The sequence below is a fragment of the Longimicrobium sp. genome, from assembly GCF_048594345.1.
Lineage (GTDB): Bacteria > Gemmatimonadota > Gemmatimonadetes > Longimicrobiales > Longimicrobiaceae > Longimicrobium.
Genome location: NZ_JBMDXM010000156.1, coordinates 1 through 23,642, shown reverse-complemented (window position 1 = coordinate 23,642; position 23,642 = coordinate 1). Strand labels below are relative to the sequence as shown.

Genomic DNA, 23,642 nt, shown 5'->3' with positions numbered 1-23,642 from the left:
CGGCCCCACGGCAACAGGTCGAGGAACATGGTGCGAAATCGTCTCCGGCAGGTTTGGGGGATGCGGGGGGATGCGTGTCAAAGCCCCAACTGCTGGCGCACTTGCAGCAACGCGTGCAGGACACGCTCGTAGGAGCGCGCCACTACTTCCGCTGCGCGCACGGTCTCGCGCCCGGCAAGAAAGTCGTTCGCTAGCGCCTGCCACCGGCGCAGCCGCTCACGGGCCAGGAAGAGCATCTCGTCCAGATACACCGGGTCGCCGGGGAGCAGGCCCAGCCGCGCCTGCAGCGACCGGCCCTGCTCGCCGGTCACCTGCAGCAGTTGTTGCACCTCTTCCTCTTCCAACTCCAGCCGCCCCTGGTAGTGGCCGCGCAGCACCTCCTGCTCCAAGAACTCATGCTCCTGCCGCGCGAGGCGCTCCACGTCAGCGGCTACCTCTTCCACGATGCGCCGCTCGCTTCCTAACGGCCGCTGCTTCTCCACGTGGCACACGCTGGCCACTCGCTGTACGGCACTGTTGAGCTTGATGATCAGCGACCGGTTGCCGAAGTGGGAGAGCACTAACTGGTGAACGGCGGGAACGCCGCTCTCCGTCAGGAGTGCTGTGCGCAACTCGTTCAGCGACGACACCGCCCCATCCCTAATCAGCGCGCAGGCGCGCCAGCAGCCAAAGGGGTCCAGTTGGTCCCATAGCTCCTGCCGCGCCTCCGCGGGAAGGGGAACGTCTTCATACTCGCGGCCGCAGAAGCGGTCGGGGCTTCCCAACAGTGAGGCAAGGCGCCGCTCCGACACTTCCGCCAGCCGTTGCAGCATGGCGAACGCGTGCGGGGTGAGCGTTTGCGCCCCCAGCGCCAGCTTTCCCGCCACGGGGTAAATGCCGTAGAACACACCGCGGGAGCGCGGTTCCTCAGCGTACCGGCGGGCGACGCGTCCGCCAGCTGCCATCGGGTCGCCCCCTTCCTCGGCCGGTGCGTTGTGCGACCAGTAGGTGTCCGCCATCGTCAGCACACCGATGGCGTTTATCGGTGTGACCTGTCCCAGCGCCGGACCTTGGAAGTCCACCACCGTCTCCAAATCCGACTGGCTCATCCCGCCTTGGAACAGGTAGAGCACTGCGTCGGCGCCGGACGCCTCTTGCTCCGTGGCCAGTTGCACGTCCTCCGCGGAAAGGCCTAGGAAGTCCAGGGTGTTCTGTGCGTCTTGCTCAAAGAACGACTTGAGCCCCGGAGTGTCTACCAAGTCGAAGGCGCGCAGGAAGTCATTCGGATAGAACACCTCAACGTGGCGGATAGACGAGAGGAAGTCGCGGTGTTCTTCCCGGCGCCTGGTGAGCGCCTCCAGCTCTTCCAGCGCGTGCGGCTGAGGGGGGCGACCGTCTTTAAAGTGCACCATCAGCGACTGCTGCTCTCCGTATCGTAGCCGATTGACGTTATAGGTGAGCTCCTCCGCCCCCGTGGCTACCAGCGGCTCACCTAGCAGTGCGTTGATGAAGGTCGATTTTCCCGCCTTGATCTTGCCGACTACCGCCACTCGCATCGGCTGCCCCAGCCGGTCCAAGGCATCGCCTAAGGCGTGGTGCAGCGGCTCCAGCGCCGGCCGCCCCGCCGTACGCTCCTGTCCGCGACGAAATACTTCCTCCGCACGCTCCCGCAGCCGTGTGTCGAACATTGGCGGGCCGGGCTACAGGGCCGCGGCGGCGGCTCCGCCCACCGCGGGGGGTTCACTGCCCGCCGCCAACTGCTCCACGAATGCCTGCGCACGGCGCAGTAGCTGGGCCAGCACCGTCATGGGCAAACGCATCTCTTGCATTCGCTGTGCGGCTTGCTGCTGGGTGGCGGTGCGTCCCTTCTCAACCCCTCGTCGCATCTCGCCCAGAATGCTCTGCTCGGCGAGAATGCGTTCGTCCAACGCCTGCTCTACTGAGCGCTGCAGGCCGGCCAAGGAGTCCTCCAGCACCTGCCGGCTCTCTGCCTCTACTTCCCCCAGGTACGGCTGCACCAACGCGTGGATCACCCGCCGAGCCGCTGCGTCGTCGCGCTCGCCGATCTCCTTCAGCCGCCGCTTAACACCCGTGGTGGCGCCGCCAACCTTGCCCAGTCCCGCACCCAGCGCTGCGCCTGCAGCCGCACCAGGTACGGCTCCTACGCCCCCGGCAAAGAAGCCCAGTACCGCGCCGGCCACCGCGCCAAAGATCCCGCCCAGCACCGCGCCAGCCGTCCCGGAGAACAAACCGCGGCTGGTGGTCTCTACCGCTTTCTCCCATGCTCCTGTCTTGGGCGGCGCCACCCCGGACAGGTCCAGCGACTGCCCGTCCACCGTAACTGCGGAAACCGCGAAGGGGTTCAGTTCCAGCCCCAGCTTCTCTGCCATCTCGTCGTGCAGGGCCGCCGCTCGCCCCGAGAGTGCGTTGCTCACAAGCACCAGAGCGCCAGCCACGTCGCCTTCGAGCGCCTGCGCGATGGATTCGGGGTTGCGCAGACGGCGACTGTCTGCCAGGTAACCTTGGGCGCGGCGCCTGACTTCGCGATGCCGTGCGGACAGGTCGCGCATCGACTCGGCTTTTAGTTCCTGCATGCGTGTGCGCAGTTCCTGGCGCCAGGGCGCACGCGAATTCTGCAGCAGGTCCAGCCGGGCCTGCTGCTCACGCAACGGTTCCTCCAGCTTCCTCAACGCATCGCGCGTTTCCTGCTGGACGCGCTGTTGGTAGGTCTGCCACTCCGCCTGCAGCGGTCGCTGCAGCCCCGCCAGGGCGTTGGCTAGGTCGTGTAGCGCACGCATCAGAAGGATGAATCCGCTCTCCTCGCCCACGAACCGCCAAAGCGTGGACTCCAGCTCTGGAAAGTTGCTGTCCGCCAAGTCCTCGGCATCGCGAGACTCCAAGTACTGCAGGCGCAGGCGGCTGGAAACCGGTATCAGCGTCAGGTCACCGGGGGCACGCCCCAGCACTGTGGCTAGCTTGGCGCGGTTGTTGGCCACGATGGCCGAATAGTCGCGCTTAGCGTCGATCTTGGTCGTGATGAAGAGGATATGCTTGGTATGCTCAGCGATACGCTCGACGAACTCCAACTCCTCGGTGTCCAGCGGGGCCATGGCGTCACTGGTGAAGAGCACCGCGTCGGCGTTGGGGATGAAAGTGTAGGTGATGTCGGTGTGCTCCTCGTTCAGGCCGCCAACGCCCGGCGTATCCACGAGCACCAGCCCTTCGCGCAGCCGCGGGTTGGGCGTTTCGATCACCAAAAGCCGCGCTTGGTGTTTGCGTCGGCGCGCAGGGTTGTGCTGCTCCGTCACGTACTCAGGGATCTCCGAGCGGGTGATGCGCCGTGGCTTTTCCTTCCCCCGCTCGCCCACCATCACCGTGATCTTTTCCTCCGGTCCGTACGCGATGGTGGTCACGAGATTTGTGGCGATGTCCAAGTCCACGGGAAACAAGCCGGGCTCCTCCAGAAGCGCATTGAGCAGGCTGGACTTGCCCTGCTTGAACTTGCCCGCCACCACCACGGTGAAACGGCCGTTCTCCAGCCGCTCGCGCGCAGCCTCCACGACCTGCAGCACGTCTGTGTCGCCGCGCCCGCGCAGGAAGTGGAGCGTCTCGCCGAACAGCTCCAGCACGTCCTGCTTGCTCTCCTGAAATGTCGCCATTGTTCCTCCACGCCCATTTTCGGTTAGATGTTCCGGTACCGCCGCCCGGGTCGTATCTGTCTCTTCGCGTCGGTACGGGGTCAGATCCCGACCGGCGCCAGTGTCTGCACGCTTTCCGGCGGCTCCGCCTTTACCGGTCCCATACGGTTACCGGCTAAGTCGCACGCCTCCAAGCGCGCTGTGCCACCGTAGTGCACCCACACTCCTTCGTAACCGTTGCCGGTGATGCGGCAGCGCACCAACTCCGCATGTCCCTGTACCCGCGCCTCCACCCCAGCCAAGCGGTTCCTCTCGACCTGGCAATCGAGTAGCTCGGCGCGACTGCCCTCGTAAACCAGCACTCCCGCGGATGCGCCGTCATGAAAGCGGCACCCGCTGGCGCGCGCCACGCCGCCCCCGTGCACGCCTAGGCAGGAGAGAGAAGAGGAGGTCACGTTGCAGTTCTCGAGGTGCAGCGTGCCCCCCGACACATTCACGCAGAAGTACGTAGCCCGCCGCACGCCGCCTTCAACTCGGCTGCGCGGCACCGGCTCTACGGTGCACAACAGTGTCATCTCCCGCACGACAGCGCTGCCGCCGGCGAGCGTGGCCGCGTTGCCGGCGATTCCGTCGAGGATGGTGGTGGCGCGGTCCTCGCCCATTACCTCCACACCGTCGCGTAGCCGCACCGTCTCGCGATAGATGCCGGGCTTCACGATCACGCGCATGCCACCTTCGGCCGCGTCCACTGCCGCTTGGATGGAGGTGTGGTCTCCGCCGCCCAAGGAGGAGACGACGAGGCTGGGGCGCAGGGCGTCGCGGGTGTTGCCCATCGTCGCGCGCTCGATTCCCGCGGCGGTCTGCGAGCCCAGCCCCAGTTGCTTCTCCAGCGCGTCCAGCCGTCGCGCCTCCGCCGCACCCAGTGACCCGTCAGCGATGGCCATCTCACAGGCGATGCGGTATTGCATCAACACGGCGTCGGGAACGGTGGGCTCTGCCGTGTGCAGCGCGGCGCCCAGCGCCACGGCAAGCTCTGGATCATCCACCAGGAACAGCGGTCGCTCCAGCCCCCGTGAAAGCGCCTGCTGTACGTAGGGGATGCGTGTACTGCCGCCGATGAGCAGGACCCCGCGCACCTCCGCCGCCTCCATCCTTGCGGCGGCCAGCAACTCGCGCGAGGCCACTACGGTCTCCTCCACCAGCTCCGCAATCAGTCCCTCGAAAGTCTCTCGATCCAGCCGAGGGCGGTGCAGTCCCTCAATACTTACCTCGCCCTCGGCCACGTTGTCCTCACTCAGGCGCTCTTTGATGAGCCGGCACTGTTCGCTGAGCAGATCGCGCGCGAGCTTGCCGCGTGCACCTGGGTCGGCGAGCGCTTCTCGCACTGCTTCAGGAAGGGAAGGGAGGAGGTGCCGCAGGATGCACTGATCGAAGTCCATGCCGCCGATACGACGCGAGACTGGCGGCGCCAGAGAGACGTATCCCGCGCCCTGCTTGCGCAGCAGCGCGGCGTCGAAGGTCCCACCACCCAGATCGTAGACCAGGATGGTGTCCCCTTGCTTCCAACCATCCCGACCGGCGCTCTGCCACAGGTAGTACTGCGCTGCGGCGATCGGCTCCTCAAGCAGCACCACATCCTTGAACCCTGCGCGCGCGGCAGCGTCGTGCATCAATGCCCGCCGGTGGCCTTCGTAGTCTGCGGGAACTGTGATCACTGCCGTGCTGAAGGACTCGCCTTGGCGGAAGCGCTGCTCCGCCCGTGTCTTCAGCAGGCGCAGCACTGCGGCGATCAACTCCTCGGGCAGAAAGGCCTGCCCACCCAAAAATAGGGGCGCGGAGTCGCCCAACGCGCGTTTGAACTCCCGCCGATAGCGGTCTACGTCGCGTCGCCGCTCGTTGTCGGCCGTGTCTCCTACCGCCAGAGTCCCGTCATCCTTTAGGAAGACGGTGGAGGGAAGCGAGGTGCGATTATGGCCCAGCTTCACCGGCCGCGGTGCGCCATCAGTGAGTACTGCGGCGCTGGAGAAGCAGGTGCCGAAGTCCATTCCCAACTGCATGTAGATTCTTACCGGTTGAGAGCGTGGGATGGAGAGCCGTCAATAGCCGGGACCGAGATCGTCGTGGGAGGAGCCCTCGTCCCAGCGGTCGTAATGGTTCGAAGGATCGAAGTGGTCTGTCGGGTCCTCCTCGGCGGGATGGCCGAGCGAGCCGACGTCCGCCTCGTGGGAGAAGATGCCGAGATCGTCCGCGTGGTGATCCACCCCACCGTCCCCATGGTGGTGGGACGCGTGACCATGCGCGTAGTCGCGGTCGCGATGCGACGCGTCGCCGTGGGGGTGTGGCTGATGGCTTGGCCCGTGCGCTGGGTCCCAAGGCGTGTCGCTCCCAAGGTCCCCTCCCTCGCCCGGCCCGTCGCCATCCCCTTGGGACGTGTGCGGGTGATGGTGCTCCGTATGGGATTCGCCGAAATCGTAATGGTGCGCCGCCGTGCTCAGCATTCCAGACAGCACCTCAGGCTGCTCCTCCAGTTCTGCGAAATCGTCGTACGGAAGGCCTGCGACGGAAGGAATGTGGCCGGCCTCGTAGTCGAAGTTGGCCATCTCCGGCGCCCATGCAGGCACCGGGTCGCGCGTGGCGACCATGAAGAACTCGCTGTCCGCCCATGCGGAGACGAAGGTGTCCAGCGGATAGCGGGCGGCTGCCTCTCCGGTGCCAGGGTCGCTGACGATAACCATCACGTGCTCCGGGTCCGTGGTATCGATCCCTGATACCACCACCGTGTGGTCCGCGCCCAAGCTATGGTGAATGTGCTCCAGTACGGGGTGCGCGCTCCACAACTCGTCGGAGTTCACGCCGATGATGACCTTGTGTCCCTGCGACAGTTCGCTGGCCAGGTTGAAGATGCTGGCGTGGATGTACCGCTTCGTAGCGACTCCGTGGTAATCCAGCAGGTTCCCCACGTCTTCCACCGCGCTCCCGCCCGGCTGATGCCAGCCGTTCTCCCGGGCCTCCTCAACCAACTCCGCTTCATCAAAGTCCTGTCCCGTGAACAGTTCAAGCACGAATTCCTCGCAGCGAATACAGCAGGTGTCCTCCCCCTCCTGCGCACCGCCGAACTGGTGTCCGTCCTCCACGCGCCCAATGACGTGTGGAGCCTCCTCGATCCGGGGAAAGGCGCTGTCGCTCATGATTGCCTCAAGAGGCGATGAAAGGCGGATCGTAAAGGCTGGCTTATTCCGGCCTCGCCGAATGGGAGTACACCGTGTAGATGAGGTGGGAACCGACTTGAAGGAGGGTCCGGCGCCATCCTCGGTCGTGCAGTATGGTGCCATTTTAGCTCCTTCGCAACTCATTTCGCGTCACACCTCCATCGGTCCTGCGCGTCGCACCAAGAAGCCGGTTTTGCGACCGAGAAGCACGGATGTAGCGCGGCGGCCAGATGCGTAGCTTGTGACAATGTCCGTGACAAGTAGATGGGTGAGCGGTCGGCGGACGGCACGCATAAACTAACTCAGGATGCGGGGTGGCACGCCGGGGACACCACTCCCGATTGCCGGGGTTTCGCCCTTGTTGTCCGTGACAGAATCCGTGACAGAAGCGTGTCAGGAGCACGGCGGGGGTGGGGCATGCATCAGGTCAGTGGCATGAGTAACGCACCACGATGGGCTGCGCAGTGCTCATCGCCGCTGCGAAGGGGGCCGCACTGGACGAACCCTCGCAATATCTGCTTCTTCTGCCGCATCTGCACCAGCCCGAACCCCATCCCCCACATCCCGGTCGACATCAGGTTCATCCCGATCAGCCCCGGGAGCACCCAGTCGATGTAGCGCCCGCCCGGCCGCCGCTCGCGGTCCTGGATCGTCGGCACGCGATCCGTCGCGCCCGCCGCGCGCTGCACCACACGGTCCGCCACCAGCTGCGCGCTGCGGCTTTCCGCGCGGGCGGGGTCGTAGCGGTAGGTGAGCGCATCGCGCCCGGCCAGCAGCACGGCGACGTCGCCCTTGCGGATGGCGCGCTCGGCGGAGTCGGGGGAAAAGATCTTCAGCTCCACCTCCGGCGACGCCTGGAGCGCGGGGGCGTACCGCTGGGCCACGGAGCCGCGCTCGATGCCCACCACCGCGCGCTCCGCCGGCCGCTCGCGAAAGGCCAGGCCCAGGCCGATGGACATGATGATGGGAAAGCCAAAGGTCCAGAACAGCGCCTCGGGCTCGCGCAGAAAGCTGCGGATGCGCGCCAGCGTAAGCTCGCGCAGGGGACTGGGACCGTGCATGCGTCGGACGGTTGTGGACGGAGTTCGAAAGCCACCGGCGGGCGGCGGAGCCTGCGGGGTGCTCGGCGCCGGGGTTTCGCGGGCGGGCTTGCTACCCGGTTCGTGACGACCCGCGCCGCCACATGCACGTGGCTTGCCGCGCGGAAACAGGCCCCGGACGCGAGTCGGTCCGGGGCCTGTTCCAGGCGCTTGCACGGTTTGAAAGAGGCGCTACGCCGTGCGCGTGACCGGGAGCACGGCGGATGCGGACGCGGCCATCAGGCCGGCAGCGCCTTCTGCATCACGTGCCGGTTCATCTCCGCGATTTCGGGGTGCGACCGCAGCAGCAACAGCACCTCGCGCCACGAAAAACGGTCGTGGCCAAAGTGGTCGTACACGCGGCTGGCAAAGGCGTAGTCTTCGGGGGTATCCACCGTCCAGCGCATCTCCGGGAGGGCATGGTGGTTGTTCACCTCCACCAGCCGAAAACGCTCAGGGTGGCGCTTGATGTACAGCGTCACGTGCTCGCGCGTGGCGGGGTTGGTGTCTTCGTGCCAGGCGCGCTCCAGCGCGTCCATGCGCACCGCCTCGGCATCCAGGCCGCGAGGCCAGGTGTGGCGGGGAAGGACGTTGGACGCCAGGTCGGCGTCACCCAGGGCGCTGACCACCCGGTCCACCACCCGCGGCCCCAGGAGCGGACAGTCGGAGGTCACGCGCACCACCACGCCGGCGCCGTACTGCCGGGCGGCGCGGTAGTAGCGGTCCAGCACGTCGTCGCACTCGCCACGAAACCAGGGCCAGCCGCGCGCCCGGCACAGGTCGACGATGGCGTCGTCCTCCTCGCCCGTGGTGGTGGCCACCACCACCTGGTCCAGCGTCCGTGCGTGCTGCAGGCGGCTCACGCAGCGGGCCAGCATGGGCTCTCCGGCCAGCGGCCTCAGCACCTTTCCGGGAAGCCGGGTGCTGCCCATCCGCGCCTGTATGATTCCTACGACCTTCATGAAGCTCCTTCAAACCACTGCGGCATTCTTGCCCCGGACACCACGCGGCGGCCGGGCCCGTCCCCGTCATCCGCACCGTCCCAGTCCGACCTGCCGCCGTACCCACCCGACCCGCTTGCCGCCCTCCCTGCCCGCCGCTCCCACCTGTACCGCGATCCGCCGCGCTCCCGGTTCGCGCGGTCCGCTGCCCATCCCGCCCGCCCGGACACGCGGTCCTGGCTGCACGGACGGTGGACCGGCGTCGCGGCGGAACGCAACGTGGGGTAGCGCGATCGAGGATGGGAGACGCCCTCTGCGCCGGGCAAGGAGTGTGCGCCGGTGGCAAAGGTGCGCAACCGTATGCGGAGCCTCCACTTACGACGGGCGGAGGCTCCGTGTTCTGCCCCGTGGGTACTTTCGATTGCGGGGCACAATGCCCCATCTTGTCCGTTATCGCCCGATCCCCCTGCAAGGAAGCTCACCCTGCACCGAAGGCCCGTAAGGCTCAGCTCGCGGCTTCTTTTGCCGCTTCTGCTGGCTGTCTCGCTGGTGATGATGCTGGCGGCCGGCTGGTCGCTGGTGGAGCGCCAGCGCACCCTCATCACCGAGGGCAGGCGCGAGACGCACGCGTACGCCGTGGCGCTGGGGGTGGCGCTGGAGCTGGCGTTCCGCGACCCGGACCACACCGACGCGCAGCAGATCATCGACCGCATCAGCCGTGAGCCCAAGATCTACGGGGTGCTGGTGTACGACGCGGCCGGCCGGCCCCTCTTTGCCTCGGTGCCGGTGAGGCTCGCGGACTCGCTTCCCTCGGCGCGCGTGCGGCAGGTTCTGGGCAACGGGCGCGGGGCGGCCATGCAGCGCAGAATCGCCGACCGGGACGTGTACGCCGTGCTCGAGGCGATCGAGGATGACCAGGGCCGGGCGGTAGGCGCGTACGAGGTCGCGCAGCCGCTCTCGTACCTGTACCGGGAGCGCACGCGTGTCACCACGCGCTTCGTGGTCAGCACCTTCCTTCTGCTCCTGGCGGTTACGGTGCTGATCCACTGGCTGGTGCGCCGGCTGATCGCGACGCCGCTGACCACGCTGGTAGGCGGTGTGCGCGCGCTGGGCCGGGGCGAGCTTTCGTACCGCATCGAGGAAAACCTCACGGGCGTGGAGCTTTCGGAGCTTGCCCGTGAGTTCAACCGCATGGCCGGCCACCTGGCCGACGCGCGGCGCCGGCTGGTGGACGAGGCGGAGGAGCGTGTGGAGCTGGAGCGCAAGCTGCGGCAGACCGAAAAGCTGGCCACGGTGGGCCGCCTGGCCGCGGGGCTGGCGCACGAGATCGGCGCTCCGCTGCACGTCATCCGCGGCCGCGCCGAAACGCTGCTGCGCCGCGAGCCCGAGCCGCAGCCCGAGGTGCGGCGCCGCCACCTGGGGATCATCGTGGAGCAGATCGGGCGGATCACGCTGATCGTCCGCAACCTGCTCGACTTTTCGCGACGGCGCGAGCCGCTGGTCCAGGAGGTGGACCTGGCCGCCGTGACCGGGCGCGTGCTGGACCTGCTGGAAGGGGAGTTCGCGCGGGCCGAGATCCGGGTGCGGCACGAGTCGGCCGGCCCCACCGTGCTGGCGGGTGACCCTCACCTGCTTCACCAGGCGGTGCTCAACCTGGTGCTGAACGCGATCCAGGCGCTGGAGACGGTGCCCGGCGATCGGCGTCTGACGCTGCGCATCCGGCCGATGGAGCCGGCGGGCGAGGCCGCTGGCGACCACGGCCAGGCCGCGGCGGCGGTCTTGGAGGTGGAGGACAGTGGCCCGGGCATTCCCGACGACGTGCTGCCCCAGGTGTTCGAGCCATTCTTCACCACCAAGACGGGCGGACAGGGCACCGGGCTGGGGCTGGCGATCGCGTCGGGCATCGTGGAGGAACACCGCGGCCGCATCACGGCCTTCAACCGGCTCCATCCCGACGGCTCGGTGGCCGGGGCCGTGTTCCGGGTGGTCCTTCCCCTTCACGCCGGGGCCCCCGCGGATGTCTGAGCGCGTGCTGCTGGTGGAGGACGACCGTGACCTGCGGGCGTTTCTGGCCGAGGAGCTGGAAGACGCCGGGTACGAGGTGGCCTCGTTTCCCACCGCCGACGCGGCGCTGGCCGAGGTGGTGCGGGGTGCCGCCGCGGACCTGGTGATCACCGACCTGATCATGCCGGGGATGCGCGGCCACGAGCTTCTGGCCGAGCTGCGCGCGCGCCGGCCGGAGCTGAACGTCGTCATCATCACCGCGTTCGGCTCCATCGACTCGGCGATCCAGATGATGCGGGGCGGCGCGTACGACTACCTGGCCAAGCCGTTCGGGACGGAGGAGCTGCTGTTGACCGTTCGGCGCGCGCTGGAGGAGAGCCGCCTGCGCCGCGAGCTCGCGCGCCGGTCGCAGGCGGGGGCGGTGCCGCCGGGGTTCGTGGGCGCCAGCCGGCCCATGCGCGAGCTGTTCGACCTGCTGGGGCGGGCGGCGGCGTCGGCGCTGCCGGTGCTGGTGACGGGTGAGACGGGGACGGGCAAGGAACTGGTGGCCCGGGCGATCCACGACGCGTCCGGGCGTGACTCGTTCGTGGCGATCAACTGCGCGGCGCTCCCCGAGCACCTGCTGGAATCCGAGCTTTTTGGCCACGAGAAGGGTGCGTTCACCGGGGCCGACCGCGAGAAGATCGGCCTGTTCCAGGCCGCCAACCGGGGAACCCTCTTTCTGGACGAGGTGGGCGAGCTGCCGCTGGCGCTGCAGCCCAAGCTCCTGCGCGTGCTTGAATCAGGGGAGATTCGCCGCGTGGGCGCCACGCGGGCGCAGACGGTGGACGCGCGCGTGGTCGCGGCGACCCACCGCAACCTGGAGACGGCCGTGGCGGAAGGCCGGTTTCGCGAGGATCTATACTGGCGCATCAACGTGCTGACGCTGCACGTGCCTTCGCTGCGCGACCGCACGGCCGACATCCCCCTGCTGGCGGAGCACTTTCTGGCGCGAGGGCGTGGCGCACAGGAGCCGTCGCGCCCCACCCGCGTGTCGGCGGAGGCGATGGCGATCCTGGTGGGCTACGCGTGGCCGGGGAACGTTCGCGAGCTGCGCAACGCGATCGATCGCGCGGCCGTGCTTGCCCGCAGCGGGGAGATCCGGGCCGAGGATCTGCCGCCGCGGGTGCGTGCACGCGGTGCGGTCGCCGCGCTGGTGGCGTCGGCCGCGGAGCGCAGCGTTCCGCTGCACGAGGTGGAGCGGGCGTACATCATGGAGGTGGTGCGGCGCTCGGGGGGAAAGCGGGGGATCGCGGCGAACATCCTGGGGATGGACCGCAAGACCCTGTACCGGCGGCTCCAGGAGTATGGCGAGGGCGACGAAGAGGCGGATAACTGAATACCGTTTCCGCTGATTCAACGTGTATTCAGGCCTATTCAACGAATCTCACGCGGAGGGCGCGGAGTACGCGGAGGCGCGGAGAAGCGTGATGTTCTCCGCGCCTCCGCGCCCTCCGCGTCTCCGCGTGAGCCCGGCAGTAGAACTCCGAGTGCACGGAGAATTATGGGAATGGGTATGAGGTCCGCGGCACCGGGACCCATCGGAAACACGGGATGATCGGGCGCGGAGCAGTGGGTGGCGCTGGCCCCCGCGCTCCCGCTGACGGCTCTCATCGGGCGGCCGAACGCCGGGTCGGCTGAATTTCGATGGCGATCGGGCGAACCAGCGCCCTACGCTTCCGTCGCGAAGTGCCCGGGGATCGGAATGCGCCTTGTCGATGCACTCGAACGGTCCCGGGGCAGCCCTCCCTTGCGCGCGGACCATGAATGGTCGGAAAATGATGCGGCGAGCAGATCGGCTCTCCGTCCCTGCCGGTATCCCGGACGCGCGCACCGCTGCACACGGCCCCGGCCGACGACCAGGAGCATCATGGAAGGACGCCATCGTCCGGGATACGACGCCACGCCGCGCGCGCCGGGCCGGGAGTCCTCCGCGCCGTTCCGGGAGATCGCCGTGGGCAGCGAGACGCGGGTGATGGACGCGGGAGATTTCCGGATCATCAACACCACGCTCCCGCGGGGCTTCCGCATCCCGCCGCACACGCACGGCCTTCACAACCTGGCCTTCACCATGTCGGGCGGGGTGACCGAGACGTTCGAGCGGGATCGCGTGCAGTGCCGCCCGGGCAACGTGCTGCTCAAGCCGGCGGGCATCGTTCACAGCGACGTATTCGACGACCGCGAGACCACCACGCTGCAGGTGGAGTGGCCCCCGGACGCTTCGCGCGCCTCCGCCCGGTCGCTGGACGAGGTCCTTCTCTTTCGCGAAGGCTCCGTCCCCGTGCTGGCCGCCCGGCTGCACGCCGAGCTGCAGACGCGCGACGACGCCACGCCGGTGATCGCGGAGGGGCTTGCGCTGGAGCTGCTTGGGCAGATTCTCCGCAGCCGCACGCCGGCGCGGGAGGCTGGAGTGCCGCGCTGGCTGTCGCGCGTGCGGGACCAGCTGCACGATGCGCCCGCCGGTGGGTTCGCCATCCGCGACCTGGCCCGGGAAGCCGGTGTGAGCGCCGACTACCTGGCGCGGCGCTTTCGCCAGGCGTACGGGACTACGCTGGGCAAGTACCTGCGGCGCGTGCGCCTGGAAAACGCCGCGGCGGAGCTCGCCACCGGGGACCCGCGGCTCGCCGAGGTCGCCCTGCGCGCGGGGTTCAGCGACCAGGCGCACTTCACCCGCGAGTTCAAGCGCGCCTTTGGCATGCCCCCCGGCGCGTACCGCCGCCGCGCCGTGCCGCCCGCTGATCCCGGCGAGGATTGAGCGCCCGAGGGACTTGACCGGCTCCTGAGGCTGGGTCTCGCGCGACCCTGCAAGGATCCTTCGGTCGCGCGCAAGTTTCTGTGATGATGAAAGTTACGGAGGCGCGCTCCCTCAGGATGACACCGTGCCCCGTTGGGAGCAGGGCGAGGTTTGGGAAAACCGTTCCGAGCGCGCGCGCCCTGCCGTGGCGCTTCAGTGCCGTGCGGACCGGGCGGTACGCTCGATGACGGCGAGGGCGGCATCCACCTCGTCTTCCGTGTTGTAGTAGTGGGGTGAAAGCCGCACGCCGGACTCCACGCCCCGCGGGCCAAAGTCGTGGATGGCGAACTCGCGGAGCGTGGCGACCGCGTTGATCCGCTCCGCCGCGAGCGCCGCCACTACATCGTGGCCCGTGCAGCCGGCAACGGCCGCGGTGACCACGGCGCACCGCCGGGTTCCGCGGTCCAGCACCTGCACGCCGTCCATCGCCTCCAGCCCCTGCCGCAGGCGTGCACCCAGCGCGAACGCCCGCTCCCCGCACCGCCCCACGTCCTGCGCCAGGGCGTAGTCCACCGCCGCGCCCATCCCGGCCACCAGGGCGTACGGGAACTCCCAGTCTTCGTACCGCCGCGCCGTGGCCGCGACCTCGAAGCGCACGGGCGCCGTCCACCGGGCCCCGCGCATGTCGACGAACAGCGGATAGTCGCCGCGGGCCAGCGCGCGGTCGGACGCGTACAGAAAGCCGATTCCGCGCGGGCCCCGCAGGAACTTGCGCGCCGTCCCCACCAGGTAGTCGCACCGCAGCGCGTGCACGTCGACGGGGATCTGGCCCACCGCCTGGACAGCATCCACGACGAAGGGAACGCCCAATTCCTCGCACACCTCGCCGACGCTTTCCACGTCCTGCACCAGCCCCGCGTGCGTGGGGATCCACGACACCGCCACCAGGCGCACGGGCGTGGAGCGCAGGATCTCGCGCACGGCGCCTGGGTCGATCCCACCTTCCGGCAGGTCGGGCGCGTGGATGATCCGCACGCCCAGCCGCTCCGACAGGGCCAGGTACTGGATCTGGTTGGAGGTGTAGTCGGACCGGCTGGTGACGATGGCGTCGCCCCGCTCCAGGTCAAAGCAGGTCAGCGCCTGGATGAACCCCGCGGTGCCGTTCCCCACGATGGCGACGTTCTCCGGCTTCGCGCCCAGGAGCCGGGCGATGCTCCCGTACGCCGCCTGGATCATCCCGGGGCTACGGCCGGCCGCCTCGTACCCGCCGATCTCGCTCTCCAGCTCCAGGTGGTTGATGGTCGCCTGGACCACGGCCCTGTGCGGGAGCGCGGAGCCGGCGTTGTTCAGGTGGTTCCTGTGCGCACATCCGGGCGTGGCGGCCCGCCATCGCGCGAGGAGCCTTTCCATGGTGCCGTCGGCCGATGGCCAGATCATCGGGGTCATCGTCTCCCTGGTTCCGTGGTCATTCGGTAGCCCGGCTCAAAAGCTAGCGGGGCAATCGCGGGGAGAGATTGAACGGATCCGGTGGATTTTTGAACGGTGGCGCAGGTGGGATGCAGTCTGGTGAATCCGCCGAACGAATGGCCTCATTATCACAAGGAGTCAACGGGCCCGAAGCCTGATGCTGATGCCGAATCCGGAAAAACCAACATCGGAAGGTACAGAGGGACGGAGAACCGCCAGAGGAACAGAGGTGATCCGCATTCCCTCCTCTGTTCCTCTGGCTGTTGCCTGTTCCTCTGTACCCTGACCTCTGTTACCGTAGTCCGACATGAGGTGAGGTGTTTCGCCGGATTGGGTATGAGCCAGGTCCGGCGGCCCCGCCGGCGCGTCGGCTACTCGTCGCGGAGGGCGCGGCCGGTCATGGACAAAAAGACGTCGTCCAGGGTGGCGCGGTGGGTGGTGAGGGCGGTCAGCTCGCCGCCCGCCGCGCCGATCATCTCCAGCAGCGGCGGCAGCGAGCGGTGCGGCTCTTCCACGGTCAGCAGCGTGGACTCGCCGCGGCGGGTGACGCGGGTGACGGAGGGGAGCTGGGCCAGCCGCTCGTCGTCCGGAACGACGGTGGCGGCAAACTCGATGACGTGCGCGCCGCCCAGCGAGCGGATGAGCTCCGCCGGCGTGCCCTGCGCGATGATCTGCCCGCGGTCCAGGATGGCCACGCGGTCCGACAGCTTTTCCGCCTCGTCCATGAAGTGCGTGGTGAGCAGGATGGTGCCGCCGCGCGCCAGAAACGCCTCGCAGATGTCCCACAGCTGCCGCCGCGACTGCGGATCCAGCCCCGTCGTGGGCTCGTCCAGGAAAAGGATGTCGGGCGACCCGGCCAGCGCGCACGCCACCGACAGCCGTTGCCGCTGGCCGCCGGACAGGTGCCGCACCTGCGTCCCCGCCTTTTCCGCCAGCTGCACGAAGTCGATCAGCTCCTCCGTGGACGGCCCCTGGCGGTAGAAGGAGCGGAACATCCGCACGATCTCGCCCGCCGTCATCCGGTCGGGAAACTCGCTTTCCTGCAGCTGCACGCCCAGGCGCTGGCGGATGGCGCCCTCGTCGCGGTCCCAGCGCATCCCCAGGATCTCCACCTCGCCGCCGTCCGCCGGCTGCAGCCCTTCAAGCACCTCGATGGTGGTGGTCTTGCCGGCGCCGTTGGGGCCCAGCAGGCCAAAGCACTCGCCGCGCCGGACCTCAAGGTCCAGCGAGCGCACCGCCACCGTTTCGCCAAAGCGTCTGTGCAGCGCGCGGCAGCGGATGGCGGGCGCGGTCGTATCGGGATCAGCCGTCATGGAGCGGAGAATGCGGGTCGCGGGTCCGGGTTTGCCCATCAGGCGGGATGATCTCCGCACGCCCGGTGCCGCGGTCGATCGGCGGACGGGCCGGATGCCGGAAACGACGATCGGCGGCGCGCGATTGCGTGCCGCCGATCATCGACCCATGGGGTCTGCGCCCTGACCGGGAAGACCAGTTCGTGTCTTCCGGTGTGGCCGCGGCCGGGTGACCTGCGTCAGGGAGGCGTCAGCAGCGTCGTCGTCTCCAGGCTCCCCAGGTTTTCCACCGCGGGCGGTACGAAGGGCCGGCGGACCTCGTTGTCACGAGGATCCATCCCGGAGGTATTCGTACCGTCAGTCATCGCTGCCTTGGTCATGGGTCCCCATCGATGTTGAACCTGCGGCGGAAAGCACGCGCCCGGCGAGCGTGACGCGCTCGCCGAGTACCGGACGCCGCTCATTATTGCGGAATCACCCGCCAGCCGCAACCATGGGATGACCGAAACGGCACTGAGCACGTCCGTTGTGCTTCCGTAAACCAGGATACACGGGAAAAGCCGGCGCCAGCACCCCGTACGGCGGGATGCGACAATCGGCGGCGCGCTATGGCGTGCCGCCGCCGATCATCGAACCGTGGAGCCGACCGTTCGCTTGAGGACGTCCCGCGGGTCCCGCGAGCGGGGCCTCTGGCCTAGCCGCGACCCGAGCGTTTTGCTACGGAATGACCACCGTGAGCAGCGTCTGCGTCTCCAGGCTTCCCAGCGTCTCCACGGTCGGGGCCACGAAGGGCCGGCGGACCTTCGCCTCACCGGATTCAATGCCGGAGGTTTCTGTCACGCGAGTTGTCGGTGCGCTCATGATGGTTTCCCTGTGGATCGTGGACGTGCCGGGGGCGGACGCATACCGGGGAGCGCCCTGTGCGGGACGCTCCGCCGGCTGCTGGATCAAAAGAATATTGCAAGGTTCCCGCCGCGGCGCAAACAGCGAAGTCGCACTCCCGCCGATCGAAGGTCCCCCGCGGCCGGATTCAGCCGTTACGCGACGTGCGGCGAGCACCCGCGGGGTCCGCGCGATTACATCCCCATGCGCGGCTCGCCCGACGGGCTGCCGGGGTGCGTCTCGCCCGTGCCCGCGGGGCGGGCGGCCGCGCCGTGCTCGCCCGTGGGCCGCGCGTCGGTGGGCGCGTCCGTCTGGGCGATGACGTCGGCGGCCACGGCGCGCACCAGGTCGTCGCGCGAGCCGTTGAGCGCCTCGCGCGCGGCGCGAAAGCGCAGGCCGCTGCGCATGCAGGCCAGGTCGCACAGGCGCAGGATGCGCTGCACCGACTCGTCGTCCAGCGGCTGGCGCGTGCTGGTGAACGCGGGGGCGACGGCGGCGCCCCGCGCGCGTGCCTGCAGCAGCGCCTGCGTGTGCGAAAGGGTGGCGGCGCGCACGTACAGCTCGATCGCCATGTCACCCAGCCGCGTGACGATGAACTGCCGCTCGGGGATCTTCTTCCCATGCCGCCGCAGCGCGCGCTCCGCCGCCACGCGCAGGTCGCGCGTGTGCTCCACCAGGTAGTCGAAGTGCGTCTGCAGCCGCGGGTTCACGTCCGTGTCCAGCGCCGGCTCGCCGCCGCCGAACGCCATGCGCACCCGGTCCGCCGCAAAGTCCGTCAGCAGGCCGATCTGCTTGACCGGCTCGCGCAGCGCCGCCGCCACCTCCTTGAGCGCCTCGCCGGGCCCCTGCAGCCCGGACAGGCCCACGAACAGGCGCAGGATCTCGTTGGTCCCCTCAAAGATCCGCGTGATGCGCGCGTCGCGGTACATCCGCTCGTACGGATAGCCCTTCACAAAGCCGCGCCCGCCGGCGATCTGCACCACCTCGTCCACCGCGCGGTCCAGCGCGTCGCTGTTCCACACCTTGGCCGCGGCGCTTTCCAGCGCGTAGTCCACGTCGCCGCGGTCGTTGAGGCCCGTCGTAAAGTAGGCCACGCTCTCCGCCGTGAACGCGTCGGCCGCCAGCTCCGCCAGCTTGCCCTGAATGCTTTCGTAGCTCACCAGCGGCTGGCCAAACTGCTCGCGGCGGCGGGCCCAGTCCGTCGCCATCCGCAGCGCCTGCTTTACCCCGCCCGCCGCGCCGGCGCTCAGCCCCTGCCGCCCGGAGTTGAGGACGCGCATGGCGATCTTGAACCCCTCGCCCGGCTCGCCCAGCACGTTCTCGGGCGGCACGCGCACGTCCTTGAAGTACAGCTCCGCCTGGTTGCTGCCGCGCGCCCCCATCTTGCGCAGCGCCGGCCCGCGCTCAAAGCCGGGCATGTCGGGGCGAAGGATGAACGCCGTCACCCGGTCCTCCGTCTTTCCCTTGCGCTCCACCGCCGTCTGCGCGAACGCCACGATGATCTCGCTGAACGAGCCGTTGCCGATCCAGATCTTGCTGCCGTTCAGGATCCACGAGCCGTCCGCCTGCCGCTCCGCCCGCGACTTGATGCCGGCCGCGTCGCTCCCCGCCTCCGGCTCCGTCAGCGCGAACGACGCCATCCATTCGCCCGTGGCGGCTTTGGGCAGGTAGAGCGCCTTCTGCGCCTCGTTCCCGGCCAGCTGGATTCCCTTGATACCGATGGACAGGTGCACGCCCAGCATGATCCCCAGCCCTGGATCAAAGCCGGTCACGTACTCAAAGACGCGGCAGTACGCGCTCTGCGACAGTCCCATCCCTCCGTGTTCTTTGGGGATGGAGATGCCGAACAGCCCCATCCGCTTCAGCTCTTCGATGGCGTCCTGGGGGATGCGCTCGTTTTCGTCGATCCACTCGCGGTCCAGGCTGGCCTCGCAGTACGCGCGCAGCCGTTCGATAAAGCCGCTCACCAGCCGGTCTTCTTCGTCGCTGATGCGGGGATACGGAAACAGGATCGAGTCGTCGATGCTGCCGTGAAACAGCTCGCGCGTAAGGGACGGCTTTTCGTTGGCCATGCGTCAGGACCGGCTGCGGGATCTGGGTCGGTGCGGCGCTGGATGCGGTGCCGCCGATGCGGGCCCCGCAAGAATCATCACTCCCCGCGGCCGGGGAGGATGTAAATCGGCACGGAGCGTTCGGGACCGCTGCTCCGCTTCACCCCACGCTCTCCGCACGCGCTTCGGTGTTTGTTTGGTACGGATTCTGCGGATGTGGACGGGCAACCGGTTGGGAGCCAATCACTTGAACGCATAGCAGGAGAGGCGGCGATGACGGATCGCAATACGGCCGAGCAGGCGGAGCAGGGCAACATGATCAAGGACCCGGACAACTGGGTCACGGGCGATCAGCCGATGACCGGCGCGCAGCGCTCCTACCTGCACACGCTGGCCGAAGAGGCGCACGTGGAGGTGGACGACGACCTGACCAAGGCCGAAGCGTCCAAGAAGATCGACGAGCTGCAGGAAAAGACCGGCCGCGGCGTCGACTGATCCTTTCAGCGCCCCGCCACTACGGAACAGATGGGGGGGTACAGAGGGACAGACAAAGGCCAGAGAAACAGAGGAAAACGTCCTCTGTTTCTCTGGCCCTTTTCTGTCCCTCTGTACCCAACAGCTTTTCAGGGCCCACTTCGAGAAACAATGACAAAACCCTCACCACTTCCATCCAACAACGGGATATCATCCACCGTCTCACGTGAATGCCGGTTGTTCCGCCCCTTCGCCTTTCCAGGAGATCACGATGCGATTCCGTCTTGCGGCCCCGCTTCTGCTCGCGGCCGCGCTGCACGTTCCGGCCGCGGCGCAGCAGACCGTCACCCACGGGCCCGCGGCGGACGTGGAGGCGGTGCGCGCGCTGGTCATCCGCTCCGGGGACGCGTTCAACGCCAAGGATCCGGACACCATCATCGCGCTCTATTCACGCGACGTGATTCTCACCTATCCGGGTGTCCCCGACCAGGACTATGCCACGCTGGACGCCGGTTACCGCGAGATGACGAACCTGCCGGCGGGCGTCACGGTGACCACCGTCCCAACCATCGAAGAGATCATCGTCTCCGGCGACCTGGCGGTGGTCCGCGTGGCGTGGAACACCACCACCGTGCAGGCGGAGCCGGCGCAGCGCGCCACGCGGCAGCTGCGAGACATGCAGGTGTGGCGCAGGGAGGCGGATGGATGGAAGTTCTTTCGCGGCGTGCACTTTCGCGTTCCGCCGCCCCAGCCACCCGCCGGCGGCTGATCCGCATCCGCGGGACAGACAGAAGGCGGTGATCCGGGCTCCGGGTCACCGCCTTTTCTCGCGTCAGCGGGGGCCATCCAGCACCATGTACCACGGCCCACCCAGCGGCTCCGAGTAATAGGTGCCGTTCTCCTGCAGCAGCGCGTGCGCCGGGGGAAGCGCGTGGCCGGGGATGACGTACAGCAGCCGGAGCCCGCTGCGGCCGTCGGGGTAAAAGGCGACGGTGGATGCGGTGCGCTGGGCGCGGGTTACCCCCGCCAACCTCAGGCGCTGCTGGACCGCCTCGTACTCCTCGCGCGAGATGCCGTCGCGCGACAGCACCTCTCCCAGCATTACGCCCTCCTGCCCCTCGATGCTCCCGCCGCCGAACTCCGGACCCATGTATCCGTTCAACATCACGGATGCGTTGGAGATTCCGATGTTTCGAATGCGCGCATCCTGCGCCAGCGCTTCCGCCAGCGGCTGCAGCCGGGCCACCGCCGCAGTGGCGTACATCTCCCGCGACACGCGCTCTACCAGCGGATACGACGCGACGGTGAGCCCCAGCGTGGCCAGTGCCAGCAGCAGGTGCCGCACCTTGCGCTCGTTCGGCTTCCAGATGGTGTGGATGAACACGCCAAATCCGCCCAGCCCCGTGAACAAAACGCCGAGGATGGCGAAGGTTTCCGCGCCCTGGCTTACGAGCCCGCCGAGCCACATCGACGTCCAGATTAGCGCGACCCCCGCGTATCCCATGGCAAAGAACAGCCGGTGCGCGTTCGTCGGCGGCTCCACGGGGGGCACCGGCCGCGGCCCGCGATCCCCGGCGATGGGGACAAGGGCGGTGGACGTCGCCGGCGCCACGGACACCGGCTGCACCACCGCCTCGGCGTAGCGGGCCGGCGTGCTCACGGCGCTCTCCCCGGCTCACCCGCCGCCGCGGCGGGCGACAAAGCGGGCGCGGTCGTCGCGGCGGATCCCGTGAGCGGTGCGTCCACCGGCGTCGTCGTCACGATCGGCGCGGGGGAGACGGCCGGGGCAGGGGATGCCGTCGGTGCGGCGGCTGGCGGCTGCCCGGCGGAGGTGGAGGACGGGTACGCGGACACCGTCATCGTGTTCACCGGCACGGGCGGACAGGGCGTCATCGCCAGCAACTCTCCGCGGCGCTGCGACACGGCGGAGCGGGCGCGGGAGGTCGACAGGCTCCAGCTGCGCCAGTCAGCGTTGGAGCGGTCCCAGCGCTCCAGAAGGCGGTCGGCGGCGGCGCAGCGCAGTTCGTGGCGCACCGTGGGGAGCGCAGCCAGCAGGGGCGGCACCGCGTCGGCGCTCAGCGAGGCGGCGTACGGCGCGTCGAAGTGGGTGGACGCGTCGGCGCGGGCGGCGTTCACGCGGACGATCATCCCGTCGGGGTTCACCACGTGCAGCAGCACCAGCGCCTCCAGCGCCGTGGTCAGCGCGCTCCAGGCAAACCGCTCGCGGCGGCCGCGCAGCACCGTCCAGCCGAACCATCCAAAGACCACGCCCAGCCACAGCATGAACGCCGTGGTGTAGAGGCGCAGCTCCGTGAGCCCGTACGCACCCTGGTAGAGCCGCATGCGGTGCAGCGCGCTCCCCATGATGACGAACAGCAGCGCCACCTGCGCGCCGGCCAGGACGCGGAAGACGCGCTCGTGACCGGGGCGCTCGCGGCGCAGCAGCCAGTCGGCCATCAGCAGCAGCGGCAGCACCAGCCCCGCCACCGTCACCAGCTCGAAGAAGCCGCGCCGCGCGTACTCCGAAAAGGTGGTCGTCCCCGGCCGCATCACCACGTCCGCCGTCCCGAAGAAGTAGGGAAGCTGGACGATGACAAAGGCGAGGAAGAGGAGGTTGAGAAGGCCGATCACCATCCCCACCTCCACGATCCCCAGCGCCAGCGCGTCGGGCCGGTTCACCCGCGGCCCGGGCTGCTCGCCGCCCAGCGTCATGGTGCGCAGAATGCCGCCGGCGATCCACGCCACCAGCAGCGCGAACAGCACGTGCCCCATCAGCGCCGGCACGTCCAGCGTCATCCCGCCCAGCAGCCGCGAAAACCGCTCGTCGGCCGCCGCCAGCAGGCTGCCGAACACCAGCAGCAGCGGCACCGCCAGCGCCGCGCCGCGCAGGACGGACACGCCGTGGCGCGCCGCGCCGTCGGTGCGCACCTCGCTCCAGCGCACGTCGCGAAAGAGCAGGCTGGCCGCGCCTACCGCCGCGTCCCCGGCCGACGCCACGACGCCGATGGCGTCGTGCGCCAGCCCCGCCAGCCGCACCTCGCCGCCGCGCGCGCGGAACATCGCCAGGCCCAGGATGATGCACAGCGCCGCCAGGTCCAGCGCCTTGAGCGTGGGCGAGTCGCGCCAGGCGATCAGCACCGCCGCCGCCAGCGCCAGCGGCATCCACCCCACCTGCGCGTCGTCCACCTCTGCCCAGCGCTGCAGCGCGCCGATCGTCATCACCAGCGCCAGGGTCCACAGCGTCAGGTTGATGCCCCAGGGCGCGCTGCGCAGCAGCACGTCGCCCGCGATCCCCAGTCCCACCGCCGCGCCCGCGACGCCCAACCCCACCCGTGTCCGCTCGCTCACGCGCATGTAGATGCGCGGGGCCGCCGCGGGAACGCCATCCATCGTGCTCATCGCCCGATCATCCTTTCCGTGTTGATCCCGACAATCTCCCGGATCGTCCCACACCCGCAGAAGCTGCTTTCAGCGACCATCCCCCACCTCCCTGAAGAGTTTTCCGCCTCCCTATCCCATCCCGCCCGGGCCCGGTATCGCCCATGCCGATTCATCGACCGCCCAGGCAAATGAATCCGCGGCTGGGACCGCATGATGTCGGTCTTCGCCCACGAGTTGCCGCCGGTGCGTGGCGCGGGAACGAGCCCCGTCGCTGCCGAGGCGAGATCCTTCGGTCGCGCGCCGGGTGCGGTGTGGGCGGACAGTGTGTCGCGGCGCTCCCTCAGAGTGTGTTTAAGAATTGTACAAAGTGAACTAGCTCTACCTATATTGTGGGCTCATGGACAGACGAGCCTACCAAACCGACATAACAGACGCGCAGTGGGACGTGGTGAAGCCACTCCTGCCTCACGTG

18 protein-coding genes are annotated in these 23,642 nt (G+C 68.6%); 5 read left to right on the top strand and 13 right to left on the bottom strand.

Going from position 1 to position 23,642, the window contains the following annotated elements; genetic code table 11:
• Positions 1 to 77: 77 nt before the first annotated feature.
• The 6 genes from ACOJUJ_RS17075 to ACOJUJ_RS17050 form a co-directional block, all read right to left on the bottom strand.
• Positions 78 to 1,667, bottom strand: a complete 1,590-nt coding sequence (locus tag ACOJUJ_RS17075; protein WP_420128110.1) for a dynamin family protein — start codon at positions 1,665 to 1,667, stop codon at positions 78 to 80.
• 12 nt (positions 1,668 to 1,679) lie between these two features.
• Entirely contained in the window at positions 1,680 to 3,638 is a 1,959-nt protein-coding gene (locus tag ACOJUJ_RS17070; protein ID WP_420128109.1) for a dynamin family protein, read from the bottom strand.
• A gap of 80 nt (positions 3,639 to 3,718) precedes the next feature.
• Positions 3,719 to 5,662: an Hsp70 family protein gene (locus ACOJUJ_RS17065; RefSeq protein ID WP_420128108.1), complete on the bottom strand. Its 1,944-nt coding sequence runs from the start codon at positions 5,660 to 5,662 to the stop codon at positions 3,719 to 3,721.
• Between the two features lie 51 nt (positions 5,663 to 5,713).
• Entirely contained in the window at positions 5,714 to 6,805 is a 1,092-nt protein-coding gene (locus ACOJUJ_RS17060) for a hypothetical protein (RefSeq protein WP_420128107.1), read from the bottom strand.
• Positions 6,806 to 7,248: 443 nt separating this feature from the next.
• Complete coding sequence (locus ACOJUJ_RS17055) at positions 7,249 to 7,887, bottom strand: hypothetical protein (protein ID WP_420128106.1); 639 nt, start codon at positions 7,885 to 7,887, stop codon at positions 7,249 to 7,251.
• Positions 7,888 to 8,144: 257 nt separating this feature from the next.
• On the bottom strand, positions 8,145 to 8,867 hold the full coding sequence (locus ACOJUJ_RS17050) for a cytidylyltransferase domain-containing protein (protein WP_420128105.1): 723 nt from the start codon (positions 8,865 to 8,867) through the stop codon (positions 8,145 to 8,147).
• A 501-nt stretch (positions 8,868 to 9,368) separates the two neighbouring features.
• On the opposite strand from ACOJUJ_RS17050, the gene ACOJUJ_RS17045 reads away from it, so the two are divergent.
• The 3 genes from ACOJUJ_RS17045 to ACOJUJ_RS17035 all read left to right on the top strand — a co-directional run bounded on the left by ACOJUJ_RS17045 (position 9,369) and on the right by ACOJUJ_RS17035 (position 13,644).
• The gene (locus ACOJUJ_RS17045; RefSeq protein WP_420128104.1) at positions 9,369 to 10,871 is read left to right on the top strand and encodes an ATP-binding protein; all 1,503 of its coding nucleotides are present in this window, start codon (positions 9,369 to 9,371) and stop codon (positions 10,869 to 10,871) included.
• Positions 10,864 to 12,228 carry a sigma-54-dependent transcriptional regulator gene (locus ACOJUJ_RS17040; protein ID WP_420128103.1) on the top strand — a complete coding sequence of 455 codons (1,365 nt, stop codon included), beginning with the start codon at positions 10,864 to 10,866 and terminating at the stop codon, positions 12,226 to 12,228. The genes ACOJUJ_RS17045 and ACOJUJ_RS17040 overlap by 8 nt, the downstream gene beginning before the upstream one ends.
• 531 nt (positions 12,229 to 12,759) lie before the next feature.
• Complete coding sequence (locus ACOJUJ_RS17035; protein ID WP_420128102.1) at positions 12,760 to 13,644, top strand: AraC family transcriptional regulator; 885 nt, start codon at positions 12,760 to 12,762, stop codon at positions 13,642 to 13,644.
• Between the two features lie 192 nt (positions 13,645 to 13,836).
• Here the strand turns inward: ACOJUJ_RS17035 and ACOJUJ_RS17030 are convergent, their stop codons facing one another.
• The 5 genes from ACOJUJ_RS17030 to ACOJUJ_RS17010 all read right to left on the bottom strand — a co-directional run bounded on the left by ACOJUJ_RS17030 (position 13,837) and on the right by ACOJUJ_RS17010 (position 19,336).
• The gene (locus ACOJUJ_RS17030; protein WP_420128101.1) at positions 13,837 to 15,069 is read right to left on the bottom strand and encodes an aminotransferase class V-fold PLP-dependent enzyme; all 1,233 of its coding nucleotides are present in this window, start codon (positions 15,067 to 15,069) and stop codon (positions 13,837 to 13,839) included.
• Positions 15,070 to 15,461: 392 nt separating this feature from the next.
• A complete protein-coding gene (locus ACOJUJ_RS17025; RefSeq protein WP_420128100.1) occupies positions 15,462 to 16,403 on the bottom strand; it encodes an ATP-binding cassette domain-containing protein in 942 nt (313 codons plus the stop codon).
• Positions 16,404 to 16,621: 218 nt separating this feature from the next.
• Positions 16,622 to 16,747, bottom strand: a complete 126-nt coding sequence (locus tag ACOJUJ_RS17020; protein WP_420128099.1) for a hypothetical protein — start codon at positions 16,745 to 16,747, stop codon at positions 16,622 to 16,624.
• A gap of 352 nt (positions 16,748 to 17,099) precedes the next feature.
• Positions 17,100 to 17,243, bottom strand: coding sequence for a hypothetical protein (locus tag ACOJUJ_RS17015; protein WP_420128098.1), 144 nt, complete (start codon positions 17,241 to 17,243; stop codon positions 17,100 to 17,102).
• Between the two features lie 215 nt (positions 17,244 to 17,458).
• A complete protein-coding gene (locus ACOJUJ_RS17010) occupies positions 17,459 to 19,336 on the bottom strand; it encodes an acyl-CoA dehydrogenase family protein (protein WP_420128097.1) in 1,878 nt (625 codons plus the stop codon).
• Positions 19,337 to 19,588: 252 nt separating this feature from the next.
• Here ACOJUJ_RS17010 and ACOJUJ_RS17005 point away from each other — a divergent pair, with 252 nt between their 5' ends.
• Together ACOJUJ_RS17005 and ACOJUJ_RS17000 are read left to right on the top strand one after the other, a co-directional pair.
• Positions 19,589 to 19,810, top strand: coding sequence for a DUF3072 domain-containing protein (locus tag ACOJUJ_RS17005; protein ID WP_420128096.1), 222 nt, complete (start codon positions 19,589 to 19,591; stop codon positions 19,808 to 19,810).
• 250 nt (positions 19,811 to 20,060) lie between these two features.
• Positions 20,061 to 20,558 (top strand): nuclear transport factor 2 family protein, encoded by a 498-nt coding sequence (locus ACOJUJ_RS17000; protein ID WP_420128095.1) that lies wholly within the window; start codon positions 20,061 to 20,063, stop codon positions 20,556 to 20,558.
• 63 nt (positions 20,559 to 20,621) lie between these two features.
• Here ACOJUJ_RS17000 and ACOJUJ_RS16995 read toward each other — a convergent pair whose 3' ends face one another.
• Positions 20,622 to 21,449: a hypothetical protein gene (locus ACOJUJ_RS16995; protein WP_420128094.1), complete on the bottom strand. Its 828-nt coding sequence runs from the start codon at positions 21,447 to 21,449 to the stop codon at positions 20,622 to 20,624.
• A complete protein-coding gene (locus tag ACOJUJ_RS16990) occupies positions 21,446 to 23,188 on the bottom strand; it encodes a DUF4153 domain-containing protein (protein ID WP_420128093.1) in 1,743 nt (580 codons plus the stop codon). Before ACOJUJ_RS16990 ends, ACOJUJ_RS16995 begins: the two co-directional genes overlap by 4 nt.
• Positions 23,189 to 23,642: the final 454 nt, after the last annotated feature.